The 26,643-nt window shown below is 59.0% G+C and carries 28 protein-coding genes and 2 pseudogenes; 18 read left to right on the top strand and 12 right to left on the bottom strand.

The features are described from left to right. Positions 1-255: 255 nt before the first annotated feature. Entirely contained in the window at positions 256-699 is a 444-nt protein-coding gene (locus GV819_RS16490) for a MarR family transcriptional regulator (protein ID WP_161757121.1), read from the bottom strand. 82 nt (positions 700-781) lie between these two features. On the opposite strand from GV819_RS16490, the gene GV819_RS16485 reads away from it, so the two are divergent. Beyond that, positions 782-1,948, top strand: coding sequence for a PLP-dependent aminotransferase family protein (locus GV819_RS16485; protein ID WP_161757113.1), 1,167 nt, complete (start codon positions 782-784; stop codon positions 1,946-1,948). 10 nt (positions 1,949-1,958) lie between these two features. Then, a pseudogene (locus GV819_RS16480) lies at positions 1,959-2,562 on the top strand (glutathione S-transferase family protein). A 107-nt stretch (positions 2,563-2,669) separates the two neighbouring features. Here the strand turns inward: GV819_RS16480 and GV819_RS16475 are convergent. The 5 genes from GV819_RS16475 to GV819_RS16455 form a co-directional block, all read right to left on the bottom strand. Beyond that, entirely contained in the window at positions 2,670-3,041 is a 372-nt protein-coding gene (locus GV819_RS16475; RefSeq protein WP_161757112.1) for a glutathione S-transferase N-terminal domain-containing protein, read from the bottom strand. A 101-nt stretch (positions 3,042-3,142) separates the two neighbouring features. After that, complete coding sequence (folE, locus tag GV819_RS16470) at positions 3,143-3,688, bottom strand: GTP cyclohydrolase I FolE (RefSeq protein ID WP_011062625.1); 546 nt, start codon at positions 3,686-3,688, stop codon at positions 3,143-3,145. Between the two features lie 77 nt (positions 3,689-3,765). After that, positions 3,766-4,323: a Smr/MutS family protein gene (locus GV819_RS16465; RefSeq protein ID WP_161757111.1), complete on the bottom strand. Its 558-nt coding sequence runs from the start codon at positions 4,321-4,323 to the stop codon at positions 3,766-3,768. Between the two features lie 75 nt (positions 4,324-4,398). Next, entirely contained in the window at positions 4,399-4,719 is a 321-nt protein-coding gene (locus GV819_RS16460; protein ID WP_161757110.1) for a hypothetical protein, read from the bottom strand. A gap of 129 nt (positions 4,720-4,848) precedes the next feature. Then, positions 4,849-5,439 carry a cysteine hydrolase family protein gene (locus tag GV819_RS16455; protein WP_161757109.1) on the bottom strand — a complete coding sequence of 197 codons (591 nt, stop codon included), beginning with the start codon at positions 5,437-5,439 and terminating at the stop codon, positions 4,849-4,851. 240 nt (positions 5,440-5,679) lie between these two features. Between GV819_RS16455 and prmB the strand changes: the two genes are divergently transcribed. Further along, positions 5,680-6,588 (top strand): 50S ribosomal protein L3 N(5)-glutamine methyltransferase, encoded by a 909-nt coding sequence (prmB, locus tag GV819_RS16450; RefSeq protein ID WP_161757108.1) that lies wholly within the window; start codon positions 5,680-5,682, stop codon positions 6,586-6,588. A gap of 51 nt (positions 6,589-6,639) precedes the next feature. Here the strand turns inward: prmB and GV819_RS16445 are convergent, their stop codons facing one another. After that, positions 6,640-7,431, bottom strand: coding sequence for a hypothetical protein (locus GV819_RS16445; RefSeq protein WP_161757107.1), 792 nt, complete (start codon positions 7,429-7,431; stop codon positions 6,640-6,642). A 98-nt stretch (positions 7,432-7,529) separates the two neighbouring features. Further along, the gene (locus GV819_RS16440) at positions 7,530-8,483 is read right to left on the bottom strand and encodes an alpha/beta hydrolase (RefSeq protein WP_161757106.1); all 954 of its coding nucleotides are present in this window, start codon (positions 8,481-8,483) and stop codon (positions 7,530-7,532) included. A 141-nt stretch (positions 8,484-8,624) separates the two neighbouring features. Between GV819_RS16440 and aroC the strand changes: the two genes are divergently transcribed. The 3 genes from aroC to GV819_RS16425 all read left to right on the top strand — a co-directional run bounded on the left by aroC (position 8,625) and on the right by GV819_RS16425 (position 11,624). Continuing rightward, positions 8,625-9,716 (top strand): chorismate synthase, encoded by a 1,092-nt coding sequence (gene aroC, locus GV819_RS16435; RefSeq protein ID WP_161757105.1) that lies wholly within the window; start codon positions 8,625-8,627, stop codon positions 9,714-9,716. A 34-nt stretch (positions 9,717-9,750) separates the two neighbouring features. Next, positions 9,751-10,899 (top strand): MFS transporter, encoded by a 1,149-nt coding sequence (locus GV819_RS16430; protein ID WP_161757104.1) that lies wholly within the window; start codon positions 9,751-9,753, stop codon positions 10,897-10,899. A gap of 179 nt (positions 10,900-11,078) precedes the next feature. Next, the gene (locus GV819_RS16425; RefSeq protein ID WP_161757103.1) at positions 11,079-11,624 is read left to right on the top strand and encodes a 1,2-dihydroxy-3-keto-5-methylthiopentene dioxygenase; all 546 of its coding nucleotides are present in this window, start codon (positions 11,079-11,081) and stop codon (positions 11,622-11,624) included. Positions 11,625-11,774: 150 nt separating this feature from the next. Here GV819_RS16425 and GV819_RS16420 read toward each other — a convergent pair whose 3' ends face one another. Beyond that, complete coding sequence (locus GV819_RS16420) at positions 11,775-12,053, bottom strand: DUF3509 domain-containing protein (RefSeq protein ID WP_161757102.1); 279 nt, start codon at positions 12,051-12,053, stop codon at positions 11,775-11,777. A gap of 476 nt (positions 12,054-12,529) precedes the next feature. Here GV819_RS16420 and GV819_RS33230 point away from each other — a divergent pair, with 476 nt between their 5' ends. The 10 genes from GV819_RS33230 to GV819_RS16375 all read left to right on the top strand — a co-directional run bounded on the left by GV819_RS33230 (position 12,530) and on the right by GV819_RS16375 (position 24,195). Further along, on the top strand, positions 12,530-12,661 hold the full coding sequence (locus GV819_RS33230; RefSeq protein WP_256667514.1) for a hypothetical protein: 132 nt from the start codon (positions 12,530-12,532) through the stop codon (positions 12,659-12,661). Positions 12,662-12,736: 75 nt separating this feature from the next. Continuing rightward, positions 12,737-14,575: a long-chain-acyl-CoA synthetase gene (locus tag GV819_RS16415; protein WP_161757101.1), complete on the top strand. Its 1,839-nt coding sequence runs from the start codon at positions 12,737-12,739 to the stop codon at positions 14,573-14,575. 97 nt (positions 14,576-14,672) lie between these two features. Then, entirely contained in the window at positions 14,673-15,191 is a 519-nt protein-coding gene (locus GV819_RS16410; protein ID WP_161757100.1) for an ankyrin repeat domain-containing protein, read from the top strand. A 116-nt stretch (positions 15,192-15,307) separates the two neighbouring features. Further along, positions 15,308-15,838 (top strand): hypothetical protein, encoded by a 531-nt coding sequence (locus GV819_RS16405; RefSeq protein ID WP_161757099.1) that lies wholly within the window; start codon positions 15,308-15,310, stop codon positions 15,836-15,838. A gap of 78 nt (positions 15,839-15,916) precedes the next feature. Next, complete coding sequence (locus GV819_RS16400) at positions 15,917-16,108, top strand: PLDc N-terminal domain-containing protein (RefSeq protein ID WP_161757098.1); 192 nt, start codon at positions 15,917-15,919, stop codon at positions 16,106-16,108. A 360-nt stretch (positions 16,109-16,468) separates the two neighbouring features. Further along, positions 16,469-18,556: an LTA synthase family protein gene (locus tag GV819_RS16395; RefSeq protein ID WP_161757097.1), complete on the top strand. Its 2,088-nt coding sequence runs from the start codon at positions 16,469-16,471 to the stop codon at positions 18,554-18,556. 421 nt (positions 18,557-18,977) lie between these two features. After that, on the top strand, positions 18,978-19,535 hold the full coding sequence (locus GV819_RS16390; RefSeq protein ID WP_161757096.1) for a fimbrial protein: 558 nt from the start codon (positions 18,978-18,980) through the stop codon (positions 19,533-19,535). A 56-nt stretch (positions 19,536-19,591) separates the two neighbouring features. Further along, positions 19,592-20,332, top strand: coding sequence for a fimbrial biogenesis chaperone (locus GV819_RS16385; RefSeq protein ID WP_161757095.1), 741 nt, complete (start codon positions 19,592-19,594; stop codon positions 20,330-20,332). A 304-nt stretch (positions 20,333-20,636) separates the two neighbouring features. After that, positions 20,637-23,063, top strand: a complete 2,427-nt coding sequence (locus GV819_RS16380; protein ID WP_434738433.1) for a fimbria/pilus outer membrane usher protein — start codon at positions 20,637-20,639, stop codon at positions 23,061-23,063. A 151-nt stretch (positions 23,064-23,214) separates the two neighbouring features. Next, positions 23,215-24,195 carry a fimbrial protein gene (locus GV819_RS16375; protein ID WP_161757093.1) on the top strand — a complete coding sequence of 327 codons (981 nt, stop codon included), beginning with the start codon at positions 23,215-23,217 and terminating at the stop codon, positions 24,193-24,195. 61 nt (positions 24,196-24,256) lie between these two features. Here the strand turns inward: GV819_RS16375 and GV819_RS16370 are convergent, their stop codons facing one another. Beyond that, a complete protein-coding gene (locus GV819_RS16370) occupies positions 24,257-24,409 on the bottom strand; it encodes a DUF3309 family protein (protein WP_007945780.1) in 153 nt (50 codons plus the stop codon). A 307-nt stretch (positions 24,410-24,716) separates the two neighbouring features. Here GV819_RS16370 and GV819_RS16365 point away from each other — a divergent pair, with 307 nt between their 5' ends. Further along, positions 24,717-25,532 carry an SDR family oxidoreductase gene (locus tag GV819_RS16365; RefSeq protein ID WP_161757092.1) on the top strand — a complete coding sequence of 272 codons (816 nt, stop codon included), beginning with the start codon at positions 24,717-24,719 and terminating at the stop codon, positions 25,530-25,532. A 63-nt stretch (positions 25,533-25,595) separates the two neighbouring features. Beyond that, positions 25,596-25,928, top strand: a complete 333-nt coding sequence (locus GV819_RS16360; protein ID WP_161757091.1) for a YnfA family protein — start codon at positions 25,596-25,598, stop codon at positions 25,926-25,928. 35 nt (positions 25,929-25,963) lie between these two features. Here GV819_RS16360 and GV819_RS16355 read toward each other — a convergent pair whose 3' ends face one another. Together GV819_RS16355 and GV819_RS16350 are read right to left on the bottom strand one after the other, a co-directional pair. Then, positions 25,964-26,191 (bottom strand): YheU family protein, encoded by a 228-nt coding sequence (locus GV819_RS16355; RefSeq protein WP_025127101.1) that lies wholly within the window; start codon positions 26,189-26,191, stop codon positions 25,964-25,966. A gap of 85 nt (positions 26,192-26,276) precedes the next feature. Beyond that, positions 26,277-26,506: pseudogene (locus GV819_RS16350) on the bottom strand (osmoprotectant NAGGN system M42 family peptidase); the annotation flags it as partial. Positions 26,507-26,643: the final 137 nt, after the last annotated feature.

Here is a 26,643-nt window from a genome sequence, read left to right as displayed (position 1 = left end):
GAACCGGGCACGGGAGGGTGGGCAGCGGCTCTTTGAGGCAGGCAAGGCTTGTGGGATTTGTTGACCTATAGGTCAAGAACTCGCACGTGGCGAATTATGCTTTTGTATACAAAGAAAGCAAATAATGTTTTTGTTTTTGTGTGCGAAAAATCTGAGGCCGCGGCTATATCGCATCCCAGTCTGGTGTCTGGAGGCCGGGAGACATGGCGCGGCTTGATCGGCGCCCACTCAGGTGACGCCGAGAGGGGGGAGGAATCAGTCTTCTGCAGGTTTTCCGGCCAAGGCCTGGTTTACTGCCAGCCAGCCACTGACCGCATTTTCTCCGGCCTCGGCGAAAGCCCGTTGCAGCAATTTGACTTGTTCGCGACGCAGCGACTGCTCAAGGTGCACACCATCGGCAGTCAATTCCAGCAGGCGTTTTCGCTTGTCGCTGGGCGGGGCAATACTGTCCACCAGGTGCATTTCCATGAGTTGGCGCAGGGGCGTGTTCAACGCCTGCTTGCTGACTCCCAGCAGTGTGAGCAGTTCTTTCACACTCAGACCGGGGTAGCGAGCGATGAAAAACACAATGCGTTGGTGCACGCGGCTCAAGCCTCGTCGCTCGAGCATTTCGTCGGCCTTGGCGGTGAAGGCCTGATAGCCAAAGAAGAAGGCTTCCATGGCGGCTTGTTGCGCAGTCTGGCTTTTAAGGTCAAGCATATTGACGTATCTACATAGGTCGGCGTAATTTCGGTCAAGTAGTTTGACGTATTTTCTCCAGCCTTCGCTAGCGGTGATCTCCATGGCCTTCTCTGAACGTGTATCGCGCCTCAAAAGCTCCTTGATCCGTGAAATTCTCGCTGCGGCGCAGCGCCCGGAAGTGATGTCGTTCGCCGGCGGCTTGCCGGCCGAAGTCATGCTGCCCAAGGTGCAGTGGCAAGACATGCCGTTATCCATGGGCCAGTACGGCATGAGTGAAGGCGAGCCGCAGTTGCGCGAAGTCTTGGCGGCAGAGGCGCGTAAGCTCGGGGTGCCCTGCGAGGCGAGCCAGGTGTTGGTGGTCAGTGGTTCCCAGCAGACCCTCGACCTGGCAGCCAAGCTGTACATCGACAAGGGCACTGAGATCCTGCTGGAAGCACCGACTTATTTGGCGGCGCTGCAGATTTTTCAACTGTTCGGTGCCGAATGCTTGACGGTGCCGCTGGAGGCCGACGGCCCGGACCTGCAGCAGATGCGTGCGCGCCTGGAGGAGCACAGTCCGGCTTTCGTCTACCTGATCCCGACATTTCAGAACCCGTCGGCGGTGCGCTACAGCGAGGCCAAGCGTGAGGCCGTGGCAGACTTGCTGGACGAGTTCGGCGTCACCCTGATCGAGGATGAGCCTTATCGCGAGTTGGCCTTCGACGGCGCTAGCGCTACGCCCATTGTCAGCCGGCTAAAAAAGGCCAGTTGGATCTACACGGGCACTGTTTCGAAAACCCTGCTGCCGGGGTTGCGCGTCGGCTACCTGATCGCCAGTCCGGATCTGTTCCCGCACTTGTTGCGCTTGAAACAGTCCGCGGACTTGCACACCAACCGCGTTGGCCAGTGGCAGGCCATGCAATGGATCGGCAGCGAAAAATTCCAGCAGCACCTGGCTGAACTGCGCAGCTTCTATCGCCAGCGCCGTGATGCCTTTCAGCTGGCGCTGCACCAGCATTTCGCCGATCTGGCGGATTGGCAGGTGCCGCAGGGCGGCTTGTTTTTCTGGTTGAGCTTGAAACAGCCCCTGGATACCCGCACTTTGCTGCAGCCGGCGTTGGCGCAAGACGTGACATTCATGCCCGGCGAACCATTCTTTGCTGAACCGGAGCACAATCATGGGCATCTGCGGTTAAATTTCAGCCATATCGATCCGGCGCGGCTGGACGAAGGCCTCAAGCGGCTGGCCGCCGTCGTACGTCAAGCACAGGCTGCACAGGCAGCCTAGGGGGAGGGCCATGTACAAGGTTTATGGCGATTACCGTTCGGGCAACTGCTACAAGATCAAGTTGCTGCTCAATCTTCTGCGGCAGCCCTATGAGTGGCAGGCAGTGGACATTCTCGGGGGGGGATACCCAGACCGAAGCCTTCCTGGCGAAGAACCCCAACGGCAAGATTCCGGTTCTGGAACTGGAAGACGGTACCTGCCTGTGGGAGTCCAACGCGATTCTCAACTTCCTCGCCGACGGCAGTGAGTTCCTTCCCAGCGAACCTCGTTTGCGCACCCAGGTCCTGCAATGGCAGTTCTTCGAGCAGTACAGCCATGAGCCCTACATTGCTGTGGCTCGCTTTATCGAACTGTATGAGGGGCTGCCTGAAGAGCGCCGAGAGGAATACCTCAAACTGCACAAACGCGGTTACAAGGCGTTGGATGTGATGGAGAAGCAATTGAGCCGAACGTCATATCTGGTGGGCGAGCACTATTCGATTGCCGATATCGCGCTTTATGCCTACACCCATGTGGCCCATGAAGGGGGCTTCGATCTGACTCGCTATCCAGCTATCCAGGCCTGGATACAGCGGGTGCAAAGTCATCCGCGACATGTGCCGATGTTCGATTGAACAATGCTGTTGATCCCCGCTGATGCAACCCGTTCGCGGGTCCTGATGTCAGCGGCAAATTCCCGGGGCGGCAACTGCCCCGGGACTGATCGGTTCCGGAAGAGACGTCAGGCAGCCGAGAAGCGTTGGTTCAGGTAGTCGATGATCACCTTGGATTCATACATCCAGGTGGTCTGGCCGTTTTCTTCGATGCGCAGGCACGGCACTTTGATCCTGCCCCCCTGTTCCAGCAGGGTCTGGCGGTCCTGCTCATTGTTCTTGGCGTCGCGCAGGGCTACCGGCACATTCAGGCGATGCAGGGTGCGACGGGTCTTCACGCAGAAGGGACAGGCGTGGAACTGATACAGGGTCAGGCCCTTGGCGGCCTCTTCGACTTGCGCCTGAGCAGCGGCGACACGCTGCTGTTTGCGTGGGCGAGTGATGAAATCGATGAAAATGATGAGTTGGCCCAGGCCGACTCGCAGCGCTTTGACGATCACGGTATTGCCTCTTGCCCATGAATGAAGGGCCGGCAGCTTACCTGATTTTTACCGGGCGAAAAAAACCGGCGATCAACGCCGGTCTTTTCACTCGCAGCCTGTTACTTGATCAGGCTGAGGAACTCGCTGCGGGTTGCGGCATTCTCACGGAATTCACCCAGCATCACCGAAGTGATCATCGACGAATTCTGCTTCTCCACGCCGCGCATCATCATGCACATGTGCTTGGCTTCGATCACCACGGCAACACCCAGGGCGCCAGTCACTTGCTGAACGGCGTCGGCGATCTGCCGGCTGAGGTTTTCCTGGATTTGCAGGCGACGAGCATACATGTCGACGATGCGCGCCACTTTCGACAGCCCCAGGACCTTGCCACTGGGAATGTAGGCGACATGGGCCTTGCCGATGAAAGGCAGCAGGTGGTGTTCGCACAACGAGTAGAGCTCGATGTCCTTGACCAGCACCATTTCGCTGTTGTCAGAGCTGAACAAGGCACCGTTGGTGACTTCTTCCAGGGTTTGGGCATAACCGCGGCAGAGGTACTGCATGGCTTTGGCGGCACGCTTCGGCGTGTCGAGCAGGCCCTCGCGGGAGACGTCCTCGCCCAGTTGGCCGAGGATCGCGGTGTAATTCTGTTCCAGGGACATGAAACTACCTGTGGGATTTTTCGCAAAGGGCAAGGGTACGGTGGCGGACACGGCGCTGCAAGCATGACTCAGCGGCTTTATTCGTCGCGACCTTCCATCATGGTGCGTTTGAGTATCACGTACAGCGCTCCGGTGCCCCCGTGTTTGGCCTGGCAGGAGGTAAAGCCCAGTACCTGTGGGTGCTGGCGCAGCCAGGTGTTGACGTGGCTCTTGATCATTGGCCGCTTGCCGTCCAGGCGCACCGCCTTGCCATGGGTCACGCGCACGCAGCGGATCTCGAATTTGGTGGCTTCGGCGAGAAATGCCCACAGGGTTTCACGGGCTTTTTCCACCGTCATGCCGTGCAGGTCGAGGCTGCCTTCAAAGGGGATCTGGCCGACCTTCAACTTGCGCATCTGGCTTTCCTGGACCCCATCGCGGGCCCACATCAGCTCGTCTTCCGGCCCTACGTCGATGACGAACTGGTCGGACAGTCCGTCCACCGTGGTGGTTTCGCTGCGCACGGTGGCAGCCTGGCGCAACTTGGCGATCTGCGCGCGGTCGGCCTTGGGTTTGCCTGTTTCGGCACGATCGTGCTTGATCGGCTTGACGCCGCGGATCTCGTTTTTGAACAGGGAAAAATCGTCGTCTTGCATGTCAGCCTCCGCGAAGGGCGGCTAGTTTACCCAACTCGGAACACCTTAAGGCGCGCAAATCGCGCCACTGGAATGTCAGTCGTGTTTTTTCATCAGGTGCGGCGCGATGTTCAGCGCCAAGGGCTGGCGCATGCGTCGCCGGCAACGGCGCCACAAACGCACGCCGATATACAGCAGTAACAGACCGCTCAGTAGAATCACTGTCGAGCCTGCCGGGTTGGCGTTGAGTTCCCTCAGTGCCGGAGCGCGCCCCAACAAGCTGGCGGTACCAGCCAGCGCCAGTAGTACACCGAAGGTCGCCAGCAGTGCGGAGAATGCCGCTCCCAGGCGCAGTCGCCAGTTTCGCGGGCTTTTGGGCCGCAATCGGCGTGCGTCAAAACCATCGGATATCTTCATTCCGACCTTCCTCAATGGGTATCGGCCCTTCGACCGGGAGTTGACCGGGTTGTTCCTGAGGCTAAGACAAATGCTGCACAGGCGAGGTGTTTATGGATGAGCGGCCTGCCAGCCGCTCACCGAGGCTGATCAGATCAGGCTTGCAGTCTGGGCAAGGGTGGCGAAGTTGTCGGCCATGATTGCCATTTCAGTCTGCTGAACGTGCTCAGCGCTGAGGATGCCGCCCTTGTAGGGCAGGTCGCGGGTGGCGCAGGCGTCTTCCACCAAGGTGCAACGAAAACCCAGGTTCTTCGCCGCGCGAACGGTGGTGCTGACGCTGGAGTGGCTCATGAAGCCGGCGACGATCAGGTCCAGGGAACCGAGGTCCTGCAGGCGCTTTTCCAGTTCGGTGCCGTGGAAGGCACTGGGCAGCAGCTTGCCGATGATGGTTTCGTCACCCAGGGGCTCAAGGCCGGGGATGAACTCGCCGCGCTCGCCCTGGGGGTCGAACAGCCCGCCCACGGTGCCGAGATGGCGTACATGCACAATGGGACGGCCCGCGGCCCGGGCCGCCGCCAGCAGTTTCCGGATATTGGCCACCGCCGCGTCCATGCCGGACAGGGCCAGTGGCCCGCTGAGGTACTCTCTCTGGGCGTCGATGATCACAAGGGTCGCGTGGCTCAAATTGGCCGCTGCATAACCACGACCGCTGAGTTGAAACATCGTCTTTGGAACGGACATTCTGGGGCTCCTGTGAGTGGGGCTTTTGCGACATTGTCCTCTGGCGGAGCGCTTCTGTGAATCGCTACTAACGTAAGGTGCGTCGTTATTGGTCTACAGCCTTGTCAAGAGGGGCAAGGTCAGAGGACTTCCAGGTTAAAACCGACTGGAAAGACGATTCTGCGGCGGCGGTTTTTCATTCGTCGTCGGCAAGCGCTTTGGCTGTTAGAATTGCCGGTCGTTTTGTCAGGAGTCTGTCCCGTGATCACTTCCCGCCTTCGCACCTTGCGAGACCATATCCGCTGGGCTGTCAGCCGCTTTCATGGGGAGGATCTGTTCTTCGGCCATGGCACTGACAATGCCTGGGACGAGGCTCGCCAATTGGTGCTCGGTGCCTTGCACCTGCCTTGGGAAATTGCCGACAGCTACCTGGACTGTGCGTTGGAAGACGACGAACTGGTCCATGTTCAGCATCTGCTCAAGCGCCGTATCGAAGAGCGCGTCCCCACCGCCTACTTGCTGGGTGAAGCCTGGTTCTGCGACTTGTCGTTCATTGTCGACGAGCGCGTGCTGATTCCTCGTTCGCCGATTGGCGAGCTGATCGAAAAACGCTTCGAGCCCTGGCTGGGCAACGAACCCGCGCGGATTCTCGATCTATGCACGGGTTCCGGCTGCATCGGTATTGCCTGTGCCTTTGAGTTCCGCGAGGCGCAAGTGGTGCTGGCGGACCTGTCCTTCGAAGCCCTGGAGGTGGCCAACCAGAACATCGAGCGCCACGGTGTCGATGAGCGGGTGTTCACCGTGCAGGGCGATGGTTTCGATGGCTTGCCGGGCCAGCGCTTTGACCTGATCGTTTCCAATCCGCCTTATGTCGATGCCGAGGATTTTGCCGACATGCCGGACGAGTACCAGCATGAGCCCGAGCTGGGCCTTGCTTGCGGGGATGACGGTCTGAACCTGGTGCGACGGATGCTGGCCGAAGCCGCTGATCACCTGACCGAGAAGGGCTTGCTGATTGTCGAGGTGGGCAACAGCCAGGTGCACGTCGAGGCCTTGTACCCGGAGGTCGACTTCGCCTGGTTGGACTTCGAGCGCGGTGGTCACGGGGTGTTCATGCTGACTGCCGAGCAGTGCCGCGCACATCAGGCGCTGTTCGCCTCGCGCGCCTGATTGGCTTGCGGGCCCGCATTACGCGGGCCTTGTTCCGTAATGGATGGCGACTCAGCGGTGAGTTGCAATCCAGATCAGCAACCCTGCCTGAAATACCGCAAAGGCCACCAGGCAGGTGATGGTGAAGCGCAAGCCTGTGTCTTCACGCTTGTACTTGGTCACTTTCTCTTCCTGCTTGCGCAGTTTGACTTCCAGCTCTTCGAGGTTTTGCTCGGCCTGCTGGAGCATTTGCGCCGCCTCGAGTATTTCCACGAACTGCAATTTTTCGCTGTTCCACTGGATCAGCAGCTCACCCACCTGAACATCCTTGACGCTGCCCTTAAGGTGCTGGGCGTCGGCATAGACCACGTCGAAGCCCTGGGTACGCAGTACATGATCACGACGCAGGCGGGTGCCTTCATTGAGGGCATCCTTGTTGGCCAGGTCAAAGCCGTCCACCCGGTAATGCGACCACTTCTTTTGTGCCCACTGCGCCGCTTGGGCCAACAGGAAGCGCCCGATACCACGGTTCAGTGGTTCGATCTGCAGGCCCCCTTCAGGTACGAAGTGCACCCGGCGAGTGTCGTGCTCGACCCACACATCAAGGTGATTTTGTTCCTTGCGGACCCTCTGGCCCGGCAGGCTGATGGTCATGCGCAGTAGGCTGTGCTCTTTGTTGTTGCGTTCGGCATAGCCGAACTCGACAAAGCGCAGGGGACGTCCGCCAGTGGCGCGGTCGGTCTGCAAGGGGGCCAGACGCAACATCTTGTGATGCTCTGCCTGAACCTCTGCCCAAGGCAGTGGCGGCGCTTCCGGGGCAGCGGTTTCCTGCTCGGTGGCGGGTGAATTCGGGGTATCAGTCATAACGGCGAGTCCTGTCCAATCGCTGCGCGCCGACAGCAATTGAACGGCCGGCAAAGGCTTATCGGCCGTTTTTTTCAGGACTGGAGGGGGAAAATAGCCTAACGGGTGTGAAGTCCGTCAATAAAACCGATGATCGCGCTGCCCAATTCGGCCGCCAATGGCAATTGCGGGTCCTTGTAAGACGCCAACTGGCGCTTGAGATCGTTGGGCACAATGCGCATCACATGGTTCATGCCGTCGATCAAGGTCAGTTGGGCGTCCGGTTTGGCAGCCTTCAGTACCTTGGCATCGTCAACACTGACCTGGATATCGTTGCTGCCCTGGATGATCAGGGCGGGCATTTTCAGCTGGGCGAAGGCGGCGGCCGGATCCTCGCGAAACAGAGTGATCAGGTAGGGCTGAACGCTGGGGCGGAAGATGACTTGCAGTGCCGGTGGCACATCGGTGTCGACTTTGCCGGCCTTGAGGCTGTCGAGTAATTCATTGCTGCGCACCATCAGCGCCGGAGGTAGGCGATAACTCAGCTGCTGGCGCAGTACCTGATCCACCGGGCGGGCGGTGCCGGAGATGGAAATCACTCCGGCGGCGTCCAGTTGCGGCGCTGCGAGGCTGGCGATCAATGCGCCCTCGCTGTGCCCCAGCACGATCAGTTGGCCCAGGCGCGGGTCAGCCTTGAGCTGCTTGCCCCAGGCGACCGCATCGGCGACATAGGCGTCCAGGGTCAGGTTGCGTTCATCGGGGGTCGCCGCGAGGCTGGCGGCCACGCCCCGTTTGTCGTAGCGCACGCTGGCGATATTGTGCTTGGCCAGCACCCAGGCCAGGCGCTTGAGGCTGTCGTTGCGCCCGCCATCGGGGTTGTTGCCGTCGCGATCGGTGGGGCCGGAGCCGGAAATGATCAGCACCACAGGCACCGGTTGATCGGATTTGGGTAGCAGCATCGAGCCATACAGCTCGCCGTGGCCGGTATCCAGGGTCACAGGGCGTTGCAGGACGGCCGCCTGGACCAGGCCGGTGAACAGGGAAAGGCTCAAGAGAAGAACTCGCAGCATCATCACGCCATCATGGATAAGGTGCCGGTTGGACTCGGCGACGGGCAGAAGGTTCGAGGATGAACTAGTTGGGTAGCCTGCGTATACTGGCGCGCTCAGTATTCCAGATTGAGTTATTTCGGCTGATTTCACGGAGCTCCCTGCATGTCCGGCAATACCTACGGCAAGCTGTTCACTGTCACCACCGCGGGCGAAAGCCATGGTCCGGCGTTGGTCGCGATTGTCGACGGCTGCCCGCCGGGCCTCGAGCTGTCGCAGCAAGACCTGCAGCGTGATCTGGACCGGCGCAAACCCGGCACCAGCCGTCACACCACCCAGCGTCAGGAGCCTGACGAAGTCGAAATCCTTTCAGGGGTGTTCGAAGGCAAGACCACGGGGTGCTCCATTGGCCTGTTGATCCGCAACACTGACCAGAAGTCCAAGGACTACTCGGCGATCAAGGATCTGTTCCGTCCGGCACATGCCGATTACACCTACCACCACAAGTACGGCATCCGCGACTACCGGGGCGGCGGTCGCAGCTCGGCGCGGGAAACCGCCATGCGCGTGGCGGCCGGGGCTATTGCCAAGAAGTACCTGGCCAGCCAGGGCATCGTGATTCGTGGCTACATGAGTCAACTGGGCCCGATCGAGATTCCCTTCAAGACTTGGGACTCGATCGAGGACAACGCGTTCTTCAGCCCTGACCCGGACAAGGTCCCGGAGCTGGAAGCCTATATGGATCAGTTGCGTCGGGATCAGGATTCGGTGGGGGCAAAGATCACCGTGGTCGCCGAAGGCGTGATGCCGGGCCTGGGCGAGCCGATCTTTGACCGCCTGGATGCCGAACTGGCCCATGCGCTGATGAGCATCAACGCGGTCAAGGGCGTGGAGATCGGCGCCGGTTTCGCCAGCGTCGCCCAGCGCGGCACCGAGCATCGTGATGAACTGACCCCGGAAGGGTTCATCAGCAATAACGCTGGTGGCATTCTCGGTGGCATCTCCTCGGGACAGCCGATTGTCGCTCACCTGGCACTCAAGCCAACGTCCAGCATCACCACCCCGGGTCGCTCCATCGACGTTGATGGCAACCCGGTTGACGTCATCACCAAGGGCCGTCACGACCCTTGCGTGGGTATTCGGGCCACGCCGATTGCCGAAGCGATGATGGCCATTGTGCTGATGGATCACCTGCTGCGTCATCGTGGCCAGAATGCCGACGTGCGCGTCAGCACGCCGGTACTGGGCCAGCTGTAATGGCGGTTCCACCAGTCGCCATGGTCTGATGGCCATGGCGGCGCTCCCGTACTGGCGGCTTTCCAGTTTCTACCTGTTCTATTTCGCGCTGCTGGGGTCGACTGCGCCGTTCCTGGCGCTGTACTTCGATCACCTGGGGTTTTCCAGTGCGCGAATCGGCGAACTGGTGGCGATCCCCATGCTCATGCGCTGCGTGGCGCCAAACCTCTGGGGCTGGCTCGGCGACTACACTGGCCGCCGCCTGGCGATCGTGCGTTTTGGCGCGGTCTGCACCCTGATCTGCTTCTGCTTGATCTTCGTCAGCAAGAGCTACGCCTGGCTGGCGATGGTCATGGCCCTGCACGCGTTTTTCTGGCACGCGGTCCTGCCGCAGTTCGAAGTGATCACCCTGGCACATTTGCAGGGGCAGACCTCGCGCTACAGCCAGATCCGCCTCTGGGGCTCCATCGGTTTCATTCTCACGGTGGTGGCACTGGGGCGTCTGTTCGAGTGGTTGAGCCTGGATATCTATCCGGTGGCCCTGGTGATCATCATGGGCGGTATTGTGCTCAGCAGCCTCTGGGTGCCCAATGCCCAGCCTTCGTACCAAGGGCAACGCTTGTTTGGAGAGGGTTTTCTCAAGCAACTGCGCGGTCCCGGTGTGCTGGCTTTCTATCTGTGCGTAGCACTGATGCAGATGAGCCACGGCCCTTATTACACATTCCTGACCTTGCACCTGGAGCACCTGGGGTATACCCGCGGCCTGATCGGCATGCTCTGGGCACTGGGAGTGGTGGCGGAGGTGCTGATGTTCCTCGCCATGAGTCGGATCCTCGCGCGTTTTTCCGTACGCCGGGTGCTGCTGGCGAGTTTTCTGCTGGCGGCACTGCGCTGGCTGCTACTGGGTAGTCTGGCGGAGCATCTCTGGGTGTTGCTATTGGCGCAGGTGCTGCACGCGGCGACCTTTGGCAGTTTTCACGCGGCAGCCATTCATTTCGTGCAACGCAGTTTCGGTGCTCGCCAGCAAGGTCAGGGCCAGGCGCTGTATGCGGCATTGGCGGGCACTGGTGGTGCGCTGGGGGCTCTGTATTCCGGTTACAGCTGGAACGCCCTGGGTGCGACATTGACCTTTAGTATTGCCAGCGTCTCAGCCCTGGCTGCAGCCGTTATCATTGCCACATGTATGCAAGAAGAGAGGCCATGAGCCTGACCAATGAATCGCTTGCCAGGCAGGTCAGCAGCACGGCCTATGGCATTGCCCCCGAGTCACCCAACCACCGTTAAGGCTTGCTTCGATAGAAGTAGCCGTTGCCTGTTGATGTGTATTGCCCGGGTGGCTCGTAAAAGCGCCGAGGGCGGTACTGAAACCGAGGAGTTGCCGTTATGAGCAGCCTGTCCGTCTACCACGTATCCAGTCCGGACCTGCCGAACAAGGTCTTGACCCACTTCGATGATATCGCTGCGACCCTGGCTGAGCAGGGGATCAGCTTTGATCGTTGGCAAGCCACGACCCGGATCGAGCCAGGCGCCAGCCAGGAAGAAGTGATCGTTGCCTATCAGGAGCAGATTGACCGGCTGATGACCGAGCGCGGTTATGTCACGGTCGATGTGGTCAGCCTCAATGCTAGTCATCCGCAGAAGGACCAGTTGCGTGCGCAGTTTCTCGATGAGCACCGCCACGCTGAGGATGAAGTGCGATTCTTCGTCGCCGGCCGTGGTCTTTTTTCCCTGCATATCGATGATTACGTATACGTCGTACTGTGCGAAAGGAATGACCTGATTTCAGTGCCGGCAGGTACTGCCCATTGGTTCGACATGGGCGAAAACCCTTATCTGGTGGCCATCCGCATGTTCAACAATCCCGAGGGCTGGGTTGCTCGCTTGACTGGTGACGACATCGCCAGCCAGTTCCCGCGTCTGGAGGATTGAGCAGGCGCTGCTCACCGGCATTGGCGGTGAGTTGGCGGGGCATCTGAAGGTCCAGAGTCTGCGTGAGGGCGATTCTGGAGTGTCGGAAAGCGTTTTCGGGCCGGGCCAACGCAAGGTTGGATCGGCCCGAGCAGACGAATCGAGGACGGCTTACGCGGAGTGGTAGGTCGGCAAGGCAAAGCGGTTCTGGCTTTGCAGCATTGAAATCTGTGGCAACTCGCTGGCTTGTTCGGCCAAATCACGACGAATCGCACTGATGACCCAGGACAGTTGGTCTGCGGCATGTAGCTGCGCGTAGGAAATCGAGCGCTTGAACTGTTTGCCTTCACCGTTGCGCAGGGTGAGCAGAATGCCACCGTCTGGGCGCGGCTGGGTGATCACTTCGAAGTTGGAGAACAGGGAGGAAAATTTTTCTTGAATCAGGCTCATGTCTATCAGCTCCGTTAGCTCTTGAAGGGCAAGGGTGGAGTGATAGTTGCAGTGATTGTGCCAGTATTGATTTTTAATAAAATCCTTTTAAATCAATAACTTGTTAATTAATAAGATTTTTTGTTTCGTGCAAATTGCATGAATGGCCATCGTGCATCCTGCATTTTGCAGGTTCGCGGCACAGCGCAGGCAATAACCCAGTCGGTGTTCCGACCGCAGGCATCCGGAGAAAATTCAGTCGCTGATAGCGCAGGGGCGGACACGACTGCAAAAAGCGTCAGGGGAGATACAAAAGTTTGCAAAAACTCCGTGTACAGGCCCGCAACGGCTGACGTACTTTTCAGCCAGTCACGCAGCTCCGGCGTTTGGGCAACCTTGCCCGAGGCGCTTCAGGCGGCGTTTCTGCGACATGGAATGGGTTGCGGCACGATCAAGCGATCCTGCCCGACGGATAATAAGAACATAGGACGCCCTTCATGAACGGTCCCTCCGCACGACTGCCGCTGCTCTCGGCATCGCTACGCCTGAATTGCCTCTGTTTCAGCCTGCGGGATATCCGCAGCCCCTGCCTGCCGGTCACCGAGCCTTGGGTCGCCACCCCGGGTTGAGTCTTGTGTCGCCTGTTGCCAATGCCCGGCCTGCCTGGCCCGGGTACAGACCCTTGTCGTCGAACCGGAGCAACCATGAACAAGCACAAGAGCGACATGATCACCTGGGGAATGATGCTGCGTAAGGTGCCGTCCATTGCCAAAGCACTGCCGCGGGTGGTGCGAGGCATGAAGGCGGGAAATATCGAGAAAGCCGACCAGCCCTGTGGCCTGGGCTGGAGCTTCGAGCAGGCGGTACGACGCAATCCCGACGGCCCGGCCCTGCTGTATGGCGACCGGATACTCAGCTACGACCAGGTCAATCAGTGGGCCAACCGCATCGCCGCCTATCTAGAGGGGCAGGGCATCGTTAAAGGCGATGTGCTGGCGATCTTCATCGAGAATCGCCCGGAGTTGCTGGTCACGGTACTCGCGGTGGCCAAGCTCGGCGGGATCTGCGCAATGCTCAATACCGCGCAGACCCAGAGTGTCCTGGTGCACAGCCTGGAGTTGGTGAAACCAGTAGCGATCATGGTTGGCGCTGAATTGCTGGCCGCTTATTCGGCGGTGCGCGACCAGGTGGGTATCGACCCGAGCCGTAACTGGTTCGTGGCTGATCAGGACACCTTTGTTGATCCCGGCCCGACCCCGGACGGGATGGTCAACCTGATGGCTGCGAGTGTCGGCTATCCAGCGGGCAATCTGCCGCAGACCCAGCACATCTTCCTCAATGATCCCTGCTTCTACATATATACGTCCGGTACCACCGGATTGCCCAAGGCGGGGATTTTCAAACATGGACGCTGGATGCGCACCTCTGCCGGTTACGGCACCATCGCCCTGGATATGCAGCCCGGCGATGTAGTCTATTGCACCTTGCCGCTGTACCACGCCACCGGGCTGTGTGTGTGCTGGGGCTCGGCAATTACAGGCGCCTCGGGCTTTGCCATTCGCCGCAAGTTCAGCGCCAGCCAGTTCTGGGAGGACGCACGGCGGTTCAAGGCGACGACAGTGGGGTATGTCGGCGAACTGTGCCGCTACCTGATCGACCAGCCGAGCACGGCACGCGACAGCGATCATGGGGTACTGAAGATGATCGGCAATGGCCTGCGTCCGGGTGTCTGGAGCGAATTCAAGCAGCGTTTCGGCGTCGCTCATATTTGTGAACTTTATGCCGCCAGCGACGGCAATATCGGTTTCAGCAATATCCTCAATTTTGACAACACCGTGGGGTTTTCCCTGATCCCCTGGGCGTTGGTGGAGTACGCCCACGAGACCGGGGCACCACTGCGCAACAGCCAGGGGTTCATGCAGAAAGTGGCCAAGGGCGGGCAGGGCCTGTTGTTGGCGAAAATCGACGACAAGGCGCCCCTGGACGGTTACACCGACCCGGAGAAGAACCTCAAGGTGATCCTCACGGATGTGTTCGAGAAGGGCGACTGCTACTTCAATACCGGTGATCTGCTGCGCGACATCGGTTTTGGCCATGTGCAGTTCGTGGACCGCCTGGGGGACACCTTCCGTTGGAAGGGTGAGAACGTCTCCACTACCGAAGTGGAGAACATTCTCCTGGGGCACCCGCAGATTGCCGAAGTGGTGGCCTATGGCGTCGAGATTCACAACACTAACGGCCGGGCGGGAATGGTGGCGATCACCCCCACCGAGTCCCTGGCAACCCTGGATTTCAGTGCACTGCTGCAGTTTGCCCGGCAGCAACTGCCGGCTTACGCGGTGCCGCTGTTCCTGCGGATCAAGGTGAAAATGGACACCACCGGAACCTTCAAATACCAGAAAAGCCGTCTCAAGGAGCAGGCATTTGACCTTGAGCAGATCGGCGATGACCCGGTCTACGCCTGGTTGCCAGGGGCGCAGACCTATGAGCGACTGACTCCGCAGATTCTTGAGCAAATCCAGGCCGGGCGCCTGCGTTATTGATTCTGTCTATGGCGGCTCTTGGGAAAAAAGGGATGACAGGCTGCGGCCGGCTTGGGGAAACTAGCGGCTTTCCGATTTGATCAACCTGGAGTTTCCGATGACCGACAACAGCCGCCAGATGACTGAAGAAGAGGCCGCCCAGTTTGTCGAGCAGGTATTCAATGTGGCTCGCCAGGGCGATGCACAGATGCTCGACAAGCTGGCGAACAGTGGCCTGCCGGTCAACCTGCGTAACCACAAGGGCGATACGTTGCTGATGCTGGCCGCTTATCACGGGCACGTAGACGCGGTGCAGGTATTGCTCAAATACCAGGCCGACCCCGAAATCCGCAATGACAATGGCCAGAGCCCGATTGCCGGCGCTGCCTTCAAGGGCGACCTGGCAGTGGTCAAAGCCTTGGTGGAGGGCGGCGCGCAGGTGGAAGGCTCGTCCTTCGACGGGCGCACGGCGTTGATGATGGCTGCAATGTTCAACCGCACTGAAATCGTCACTTACCTGATCAGCCAGGGCGCTGACCCCAAGGCCCTTGACGCCAATGGCGTCAGCGCCCTGGAGGCGGCCAAGACCATGGGCGCGGCGGACACCACTGCGCAACTGGAAAAAATCCTGGCCTGAGCCAGCCTGGTTCGAGCGGATGAGGGCACCGTGCCCTCGTCGCAACGATAGGTCTGGCCTGGCACTTTAGGCTATCCTTCGCGCCCTCGAAATTTCCTTGCCTTCAGGATGCGCCCATGAAAACCGCCCTTATCGAACTCATCAGCAAAATCAGCTCCGGGTGCATGGGCGACGCCGAGATTCAGCAGGTCGCCGATGAAGCGGTCCTGGCCTACGCCGATCCCCAGGTGTTCCTGGCGGCCAACCCGGACATCAACTACGACGACAGCTTCCCTATTCCCCTGGGCGAGTGGGTGGTGGTCGGCAGCCTGCCCGAGACGGTGCTGTTTCAGGCCGACACTTATGTCGACCTGTTCGCGCAGATCGTTGCTTCCTTCGGCAAGGAGGTGAGTTTCAATATCAAGCCCAAACAGCTGGCCAAGATCGAAGCACTGACTGCCCTGAACCGCATCCAGATCCAGATGGGCAGCATGAACCCGGAAAATGGCGGTTATGTGCTGATGAATTTCAGCCAGCTGCTGGATGACGAGTTGCAGGTGGTGCTGGTCTACGGCAATGACGTACCGCGGGTGTTGGAGCTGTGTAGCGAGGTCGGGATTGCGGCTGCGCCGGCCTTGGAAGCGCTGAAGGTTGCCGTGCACGTCTGAAATCTGCGCGCTAATAATACGGAACCCTGATTCAGCCCAGCTATCCTAAAGAGGCATACCTCATTTGGGAGCGAGACCATGGGTTCCACCTTCAATAGCCTGATTGGCCTGATCATCCTGGCCCTGGACATCTGGGCAATCATCAACGTGCTCAAAAGTGGCGCCGAAACCGGGATGAAGATCCTCTGGGTGCTGCTGATTATCTTCTTGCCGGTGCTGGGGCTGATTATCTGGGCGATCGCCGGTCCCCGAGGTAATGTGCGGCTCTGAGCCTGGATTCACCGCACCGTGGTTCGTAGGCGGTGAATCTTCTTGGCAATGGCTGATTAGGCAGGGAAAAAAAGGGTCATCAGGCCCTTTTTTGTGTGACTAAACATGCGTTGAACGAAATTTTCACAAACGCTCTAAGACAATTCGCTGGCGCTTTTTCCTCGGTTAATCCTCTGCAATCTCTTGTCCCAGAGCCGCTGGCAGTGGGTTCGGCGGTGCTGCCTACTAATCAATGGCAATGCCTTGAGTGATCGTGCAACATTTGCGCACCGCGTATTTCCCCGTCGCCCTGGCGGCAACAAGAGGGCAGAACGCAGCTGTATCTTTGCAACTTAAACTTCCAATGGGTCCTAAAACCACATGGCAAACTCGGATGCCCTGAGTCAGCAGCGATCCTCGAATCGCCTGCTGCAACCGACCGTTAAATCCCATCTGGCCTACACGCTGTTGTGTGCACTGGTCATGATGGTGATGCTCTCCCTGTTGCGCGTCGCGCTGCTGATCTACAACCGCGAGATGATCCTCGACACCCCGGCCTCGACCTTCCTCGAGGCGTTTGCCAACGGGCTGCGTTTTGACCTGCGGCTGGTGGTCTATCTCAGCGTGCCGCTGCTGCTGGCACTGTTCAGTGCCCGGGCCATGGCGGCTCGTGGGGTACTGCGTTTCTGGCTGACCGTCACTTCCAGCATCGCGCTGTTCCTCGGCCTGATGGAAATGGACTTCTATCGCGAATTCCACCAGCGCCTCAACGGCCTGGTCTTCCAATATGTGAAGGAAGACCCGAAGACCGTGATGAGCATGCTCTGGTACGGCTTCCCGGTGGTTCGCTACCTGTTGGCCTGGGCCGTGGGTACCTGGATCCTGAGCCTGGCATTCAAGGGCGCTGACCGCGCTACCCGGCCACGTGGTCCGTTCAGTGGCGGCAATGTCGGTACCCGTCAGATCGCGCCCTGGTATGCGCGTATCGCGGTGTTCGTGGTGTGCCTGCTGATCTGTGTGGTTGCCGCCCGTGGCACCCTGCGCCAAGGCCCGCCGATGCGTTGGGGTGACGTCTACACCACCGAGTCGAACTTCGCCAACCAGCTGGGCCTCAACGGCACGCTGCAGTTGGCGGCGGCGGCCAAGGATCGTCTGTCCGAAGACCGCACCAATATCTGGAAGGCCACCTTGCCCCAGCCGCTGGCGCAGCAGACCGTGCGCGACATGCTGCTGGTGCCGAGCGACAAGCTGGTGGATGCGGACATCGCGGCCGTGCGCCGCAACTACACGCCGGACGGGGAAAAGACCCTGCCGATCAAGAACGTCGTCGTGATCCTGATGGAAAGCTTCGCCGGGCACTCGGTGGGCGCCCTGGGACGTCCGGGCGAGGTCACACCGTACTTCGACAAACTGTCCAAGGAAGGCCTGCTGTTCGATCGCTTCTTCTCCAACGGCACTCATACCCACCAGGGTATGTTCGCGACCATGGCGTGCTTCCCCAACCTGCCGGGTTTCGAATACCTGATGCAGACGCCGGAAGGCAGCCACAAGCTGTCCGGCCTGCCGCAACTGCTCAGTGCTCGCAAGTACGATGACGTGTATGTCTACAACGGCGATTTCGCCTGGGACAACCAGTCGGGGTTCTTCAGCAACCAGGGCATGACCAACTTCATCGGCCGCAACGACTTCGTCAATCCGGTGTTCTCCGACCCGACCTGGGGCGTGTCCGATCAGGACATGTTCAACCGTGGCCTGGAAGAGTTGAAGGCCCGGGAAGGCAAGGCGCCGTTCTATGCCCTGCTGCAGACCCTGTCCAACCACACCCCGTATGCGCTGCCGACGCCATTGCCGGTGGACAAGGTCACCGATCGCGGCAGTCTCAACGAGCACCTGACCGCTATGCGCTACTCCGACTGGGCCCTGGGCCAGTTCTTCGAGAAAGCGCGCAAGGAGCCTTATTTCAAGGAAACCTTGTTCGTGGTGGTGGGCGACCATGGCTTTGGCAACGAGCAGCAGATCACCGAAATGGATCTGGGGCGCTTCAACGTGCCGATGCTGATGATTGCGCCGGGTATCCAGGAGAAGTTCGGCCAGCGTGACCACACCGTGGGCACCCAGATCGACATCGTGCCGACCATCATGGGGCGTCTCGGTGGCGATGTGCTGCATCAGTGCTGGGGCCGCGACCTGCTCAACCTGCCGGAAGGCGACAAGGGCTTCGGCGTGATCAAGCCTTCGGGCAGCGATCAGACCGTTGCGCTGTTGACTGCGGATCGGGTGCTGGTACTGCCCAAGGAAATGCCGCCAAGGCTGTACAAGTACGAACTGGGCTCGGCGCCGTCTGGCGAACTGATTCCCGACTCCGCGGATGAGGCACAACTCAAGCAGAAGCTGGAGTCTTTCCTGCAGACTGCGACCAAGAGCCTGATCGACAACACCGCCGGAGTGGTCAACGGCAAACCGGATTGATCCGCGCGTCTCCCGCCAATCCCTGTAGAGGGCTGGCGGGTTGACAGGGCTCGACTCGCTGCACATCGAACACCCCTCAATGAGGGGTGTTTTTTTTTGCATCGAATCAAGCAGTGTTCGCAGAGTTGCTTTGTCCACGGATTCCGCGTCGATTTTATAAAGAGATCATCTTTCCTGTTTTAAGGATTTCCTTGTGTTTGTTAGGAAGAATTCCTACATGAAAAGTCGATTTCTTGGTCGGATACGGGAAGTTTCTCGGGTTTTAGGATTCATCTCATATCGGCCATTCCAACAGACTGTAATGATCCCTCCCGCTTCGGCCCAGACAGATACGGATAACGCTCTAGATCAGGCTCGCAGCATCGGTTCTTGAATGGTGCGATCGGCAATGCGCCACGAAGATTGGTAACGGAGGAGATTAGTGAAAAAACTATTTGTGGCGGCGGGTATGGCTTCCGGCCTTTTGATGGCGGCGGGGAGTGCTTGGGCTGATGGCGTCGACGTGAGGTTGGAGTTTACGGGGTTTATCAGCACCGAAACCTGCTCCGTCGAAAACACCGCAAGTGGTACCTACGTTCATAAGGTTGATCTGCCCCCTGTCGGCTCAAGCGTGCTGGCTGAAAAGGGCACTGTTGCGGGATTGACCCCCTTCAAGCTCAAGTTCACCGGTTGCTCCGGCAGTACGGTGGGAGTCTGGTTCAAGCCCGACTTGACCAAAGTGGATGCTCTGAGCGGTGCTTTGATCAACACCTACTCTGGCGTGGAAACCGCTTCAAACGTTCAGGTGCAATTGCTCAACAGCCAGCAGCAGGCTCTCAACCTGAATACCATCACTCCTGACGATATTCAGAAAGTGAATGTTGATAAGGGCAGTAAGGACGCGACGCTGAATTTCTACGCCCAGTACCTAGCCGGTGCTGATAACACCACCGGTGGTCCAGTTGCTGCAAGCGTTGTACTGGACATGGTTTTTGAGTGAGCAAGGACGTCCCGGGGCTTAGGTTTCGGGGCTCCACGTAACGAGTGATGAGAGCCATGCCCCGCCGTTTTTCGTTTCTGCTGTGTTTCTGCTGTTCCCTTGCGTTGCTGCCCCCGATGGCGCAAGCCAACGTGGTAGTGAGTGGAACGCGGATCATCTATCCGGCTCAGGAGCGTGAAGTCAGTCTTGGACTCAGCAATAAGGGTGGGCAACCCGCCTTGGTGCAAGTCTGGATCGACGAAGGCAATCCGGATTCCAAGCCTGATGATGTGGACGTGCCGTTTGTGGTCATGCCGCCAATGGCCCGTATCAACCAGGGAAAGGGGCAGACCCTGCGCATCGCCTACATCCCTCAATCGGGTGTCCCACAGGATCGCGAGTCGGTGTACTGGCTCAACCTGCTGGACGTTCCGCCATTGGCTTCCGGGCCGGTCAGCAACCACATGCAATTGGCGTTTCGTACTCGTTTGAAGTTGTTTTTCCGTCCCGCGCAACTGTCGGGAAGTGTCATGGACGCGGCGGAAAAACTCCGTTGGAGCTTGGTCAAGTCAGGTGCTGAGACCGTACTGAGGGTACGCAATGACTCGGCCTTTCACGTTTCCTTCAATTCGGTGGATGTGAAGCTCAAGAGTGGCCCAAGTCTGAGTGCGCAAAGCCGGATGCTGGCACCGAAATCCTCTGCTGACTTCACGCTAGGGCAAGCACCGTCTCCCCCTGGGGGGCAGGGCAGCGTGGTTTACGAGTGGATTAACGACTACGGAACTGCGGTTCGTCGCGAAACCTCGCTTGAGCCCTAGGAGGCATTCCGGGCGTTTTGTTCTGTATTGGTCAACCTTCTTCGCGCTACTACGGCAGCCGTGATTTCGTCAGCTCTGACGCATGGTGCCTAACGTCTGGAAAGGTGTAGTGAGCACTTTGTCACCCCCACCGTTTTTATCGCTTAGCCGCCTCTTGCGTATGAGGTGCGGCCGTTTTGCTCTGCGTGCGGAAGTCATTTTCGGAGGTGCAACACTGTTGTCTGGACTGCTGAGTGCAGTCAGTGAGGCAGAGGAACTGATCCAGTTCAATCCTGCGTTCTTTGACAATAGTCGGGGACAGTCTGTGGACCTGTCGCAGTTTGAGCGCGGCAACCCCCTGACACCGGGCACTTACCGGCTTGACCTTTACCTGAACCAGAACTGGGTGGGGCGTCAGGAGATCTTGTTCAGGACCTCCACTGACGGTTTGAAGGTACAGCCCTGCCTGCCGCCAGGCGTACTGGAACAGTTGGGGTTGGATTTTTCCAGGCTGCCCTTGGAGCAAGCGGCGCGCGCCTTCTCCTCTGAATGTCTGGGCCCTGATGATCTGCCAGCCCATAGCCGTTTCGATGTGGATATGTCGGCGCTGCGGGTTGATCTGTCCATTTCCCAGCTGTACTTGAGCCAGACCAAGCGTGGTTATGTATCACCCAAGGACTGGGACTCAGGGGTCGATGCCGCTTTTCTCGGTTACAGCAGCAATTTGAACGACAACCGTTCCAGTGGACAGACCAGTCGACAGTTCTATAGCAGTCTCAATGGAGGAATCAATCTGGGGGATTGGCGCCTGCGGCACAACGGTTCCTACACCTACAACGATTCGTCCGCCAGCGGCCGACGCAGCCATTACAGCGCGCTGAGCAGCTATGTACAGCGGGACATGACGGCACTCCAGGCGCAGTTGACCCTGGGGGAGTTCTACACCCCCGGCAACTTCTTCGACAGCATGCCCTACACCGGTGTGCAGTTGAGCAGTGATGAGCGAATGCTGCCCGATTCCATGCGCGGTTTTGCCCCTGTGGTGCGCGGCGTTGCAGATACTACGGCCAAGGTCAGTGTGCGTCAGGGTGAAAGCCTGCTCTACGAAACCACGGTGCCCCCTGGCCCATTTGCGATCGATGACCTGTACCACTCCGGCTATGCCGGTGACCTCAACGTCACCATCACCGAGGCCGATGGTCGGACCAAGAGCTTTATCGTGCCTTACGCGTCAGTGGCGCAGTTGCTGCGCCCCGACAGTTCGCGTTTCAGCCTCAGTGCCGGGCGCTATCGCGATCAGAGTCTCGACACGCCTCCGACCTTCCTTCAGGGCAGTTATCAGCGCGGTCTGTCCAACCTGTTGACAGGTTATGGCGGCGGGATTGTTGCGCAGGATTATCGAGCCTTGTTGGGAGGCGTCGCCTTGAGCACTGCGCTGGGGGCTGTGGCCGCTGACGTGACTCATTCCCAGGCATCGGGCTTGAACGATTCGCTGCCTGACAGTCAGGCGCAGATGAGCGGACAAAGCCTGCGGGTGACTTACAACAAGCTCATTGAAACCACTTCCACCAACTTCAGCGTGGCGGCCTACCGGTTTTCCAGCGAGGGCTATCTGAACTTCGGTGAGTTTGCCCGCCTGCGCAGCACCGAGACACCCAGCCACCTGTTCAAGCAACGCAGCCGGGTGCAATTGAACCTCAACCAACCCCTGGGTGAGCGTCTTGGCTACCTCGCTTTTTCCGGTATGGCACAGAACTACTGGAACCGCGATCAGGGCAGCGACATCACCTATCAAGTGGGCTATTCCAACGGTTTCAACTGGGGCAGTTTCAACCTCAGCGCCAGTCGTACCCGCAGTGGCAGCGGGCGCATGGATAATCAATACCTGCTGAGCTTCAGCGTGCCCCTGGGGCGTACCCGGTACTCGCCTTACCTGAGTTCGTCGATCCGCTACGACGGTAATCGCAACTACGGCATCAACAACTCCCTGAGTGGCAGTGCCGGTGACCAGGGCGAGCTTGGCTACAGCCTGTATGGCTCCCGTGATAGCTACGGGGGGCAGAGCAGCAACAACTACGGCGGCAACCTGCGTTATGACGCAGCCCATGCCAGCTATAACCTCGGGGCCCGCCGCGGGGAAAACTATCGTCAGGCCAACCTCGGCATGCAGGGCACGTTGGTGGCGCATCCAGGCGGGCTGAACGCCACGGCGAACCAGGGTGAAACCATCGCGGTGCTCGAAGCGACGGGTGCCGAAGGCGCCCAGGTGCTCAGCAGTACCAATGCGCGAGTCGCCGATAACGGCTACGCGGTGGTCGCCGGACTGACGCCTTATCGTCGTAACGAAGTGGTCCTGGATCCAAAGGGCACTTCGAGAGATGTGGAACTGGAGATGACCTCGCAACAAGTGGCTCCTCGGGCAGGAGCCGTGGTCATGCTGCGTTATCCGACAGTAGTTGGACGGCCAATCCTACTCAAGCTGGTACGTGACGATAGCGAGAGTATCCCTTTGGGGTCACAAGTCCTCACTGCTACTGGCGAGACATTGACTCAGGTCGGGCAGAGTGGTCGGGCCTTTGTGCGGGGGCTAGAGGGGACGGGGCAGTTGTTGGTCCGATGGGGGCAAGAGAAGAGGCAGAGTTGTATCGCGCCCTACAGCATTGATGCTGGAATCTCCAGCACAGAGGACTACCACCAGCCGTTGAAGTTGGCTTGTCAGGTGTCTGTACAGAGGGAGGCGCTAAGGCAATAACCGTTTCGGCAGGGACGATAGCAGAGCCCTAGGTCATCGTGATGGTGAGCTTTTAGATAAGCATGATTAGTGGGTCAAACCCGGCGTTGTGTCATAGCGCCACCTATAAACCTGATAACCCTGTGCGCAATATGGGGCAGAGAGGCAGTTTATGACTCGGTTGGGACGAGCAGTGGTATTGCCTGCTGCGCTGTTGAGCGCTTGTTCCCTATGGCAAGGTACAGCTTGGGCGGCAATCTGCAGTGGAACAGCTCAGGAAACCCCTTACACGCTCTTGGAGCGCTCGATACCCCGTGATGCTCCTATAGGCACCACTATTTTCAAGGAGGAGATCAACAGGGGGAGCGTCATTGTCACGTGCGGATCCATCACGTCTTTCAATATGAGCATGGAGTTGATGGGCGCGGGCGCGGACACCGGTAACAATGTATTTTCAACCGGTATTCCTGGTGTCGGCGTCCGGGTGTTTTGGTTTAGCCCTCCGGAGGCCAAGTCCCCAGAAGGGACCTATATCGGCAGGAGAAGAATCGAGCCGCTAAGTCGTGGTTTCGAGTTCAACAAGAAGTTTGATGTTCCCCACCATTTCACCTTTGAGCTGATAAAAACCGGACCCATCACCTCCGGTAGTACGAAAAACCTGAAAATGGAGGTCTGGTACTCCGACTTCAGAAGCAACCTGATCAATCTCAGTAACTTTACCCTCACGCAAAAAAACATTGGCTGCCGTCCCGACAGGCCTGTAGACAACATCTTGTTGCCCACGGCCAGACAGCAGTCGTTCAACCAGATTGGCAGTGCTTCGGGTGCCAAGGCCTTCTTGATTGATCTCAAGTGCGACAAGGGGGTGAAGGTCGCTTATCTCATCGATAGTCCACACCGGCAGTCCGATATTTTGCTCAACGGCACAGGCGCCGATATGGCAACGGGTGTGGGCATTCAGTTGTTCAAAGGCGACACCAGCAGCAGCGTCCTGCAGCCGCTCGGGGTCCGTAGCAACCTCACTGCGGTGCCCTCCAATCAGGACGAAGAGCGGGTCGCCATTCCTCTGACCGCTCGCTACGTGCAAACGGATGCGTTGGTAACGGGGGGGTATGTCAAGGCCAATGCCATCGTTACTTTAATTTATGAATAGGCCGCTGGAGTTGTGCAATTGAAAGCGGCCTGTATTCACCCTAGTGGCTGTATCAAGCCATTTAGATTCTGCCAAGCAACAACAGCACCAAAAGCACCACCAAGACCACGCCAATAATCCCCGAAGGGCCATAACCCCAGCTTCTGGAGTGTGGGAAAACCGGCAGGCCGCCAATCAGCAGCAAAATCAGAATCACGATCAGAATGGTGCCCATGGTGGTTTCCTTATTTGAATAGAGTTGAACAACGCAGTTGTTCAAGGACAACTTGGCTTTATCGAGAAAGCCCAAGCGCTTAATAAATCCGACTCGGCGCCTAGCGTAAAAATTCCAAGTTTTTTTAAAGCGTTCCGCTTACGGGATTATTTCCTTTCGGTTGGGCAACGTTGCCCTTCGTTGGCGCGCCAGTGCTCACCCAGGCAGCGGTTTGCCTCGGGCATTCAGCACTCTGATGGTACGTGGGTGGCGCAGGGCCCTTCGCTACACTGCGGCTCATCTTCCCCGGAACAACAAGGCAACTCTTATGCAAAATCGCATGATGATCACTGGCGCCGGCTCCGGCCTGGGTCGCGAAATCGCTTTGCGCTGGGCTCGCGAAGGCTGGCGGCTGGCCTTGTCCGATGTCAGCGAGGCTGGACTGCAGGAAACCTTGAAATTGGTGCGCGCGGCAGGTGGTGACGGTTTTGTGCAGCGTTGCGATGTACGCGATTACAGCCAGTTGACGGCGTTTGCCCAGGCCTGCGAGGTCAAGTTCGGCGGCATCGATATCATCGTCAACAATGCGGGCGTGGCGTCGGGTGGGTTCTTCAGTGAATTGTCCCTGGAGGACTGGGACTGGCAGATCGCAATCAACCTGATGGGCGTGGTCAAGGGCTGCAAGGCTTTCCTGCCGCTGCTGGAGCAGAGCAAGGGCAAGATCATCAACATTGCCTCCATGGCCGCCTTGATGCAGGGCCCGGCCATGAGCAACTACAACGTGGCCAAGGCCGGAGTGGTGGCGCTTTCCGAGAGTCTGCTGATCGAGCTGGCGCAACAGGAAATCGGTGTGCATGTGGTTTGTCCGTCATTCTTCCAGACCAATCTGCTGGACTCTTTTCGCGGGCCGACCCCAGCGATGAAGGCCCAGGTGGGCAAGCTGCTGGAGAGCTCGCCGATTACCGCCGCCGAGATTGCCGATTACATCCATGCCCAGGTCAATGCCGGCCAGTTCATGATCCTGCCCCACGAGCAGGGGCGCATGGCCTGGGCCCTGAAGCAGAAAAACCCTCAGGCTCTGTACGATGAAATGACCTTGATGGCCGACAAGATGCGCGCCAAGGCCAAACCTGTCGCCGGTTAGACTTGCTCGCTAATCAAGGCGTGGTTAGGGTTGCCGCATCTGGCAATCCTGACGAGACCTTGCATGCTCAATTACCTGTGGTTCTTTCTCGCCGCGCTGTTTGAAATCGCCGGCTGTTTTGCTTTCTGGATGTGGTTGCGCCAGGGCAAGAGTGCCCTGTGGGTTGCTCCCGCGCTGATCAGCCTGACCCTGTTCGCCCTGTTGCTGACCAAAGTCGAAGCTACATATGCCGGGCGCGCCTATGCCGCCTACGGAGGCATCTACATCGTTGCGTCTATTGGCTGGCTGGCGGTGGTGGAGCGGGTACGGCCCCTGGGCTCGGATTGGCTGGGGCTGTTGCTGTGTGTGATCGGGGCCAGTGTGATTCTGTTTGGCCCGCGCTTTTCCAATGGTTGAGCATCCCGGCCCAGGCGCCTGAGCCGGGTGGCGGATCAGTCGAACAACTCCTTGGGCACGTCGTGCTTGAGCATCAGTTGGCACTGCTCGCTGTCCGGATCGAAAACGATCACCGCCTGCCCCTTGCTCAGGGCCTGACGGACCCTCAGGACCCGGGTTTCCAGCGGGGTTTCGTCACCGTTGTCGGTGCCCTCGCGGGTGACGAAGTCTTCGATCAGGCGGGTCAGGGTGTCGACTTCAAGTTGGTCGTGGGGAATCAGCATGGGGGCCTCCGGCAAACAATCCAGGATGCTACTGCGCCCGGGGCTGTGCCGCCAGCCACGACGTGCACAAACCCCGAGCCGAGGTTCAGGATTTGTGCCCCAGCAGGCTGTCTACCGAGGGCGCTCGGGTGTCGCTTTCCATCGGTGCATCGTGCTCCAGTTGATGGCTGAAACGGTCCAGGGAACCCTGGGCTGGCTGCGCATCGCTGGGCTGAGGATCTAGGCGCCGAGCAAGCGACCGAGTGTCGCCAGGCTGTCGATGTGGGTGCGTTCGTAGCCGTGGGTGGCGTCGCAACCGAAGGCCAGCAGCCCACTGGGGCCAGGGTCAGGCGGCCGTTGTCCTTCACGGCACGCTCGTTGGCTTCGATGAACACATGTTCTGGCTGCTCCGCTGCGCCGTCAAAATGGTGGCTACCTGGAAACTGACCTGTGCATGACTCGGGTCTTTTAAA

It is taken from the genome of Pseudomonas sp. Fl5BN2 (assembly GCF_009908205.1).
Classification (GTDB): domain Bacteria; phylum Pseudomonadota; class Gammaproteobacteria; order Pseudomonadales; family Pseudomonadaceae; genus Aquipseudomonas.
Note: the sequence above shows the minus strand (reverse complement) of the source record. Positions and strands in the feature narration are given on the sequence as shown.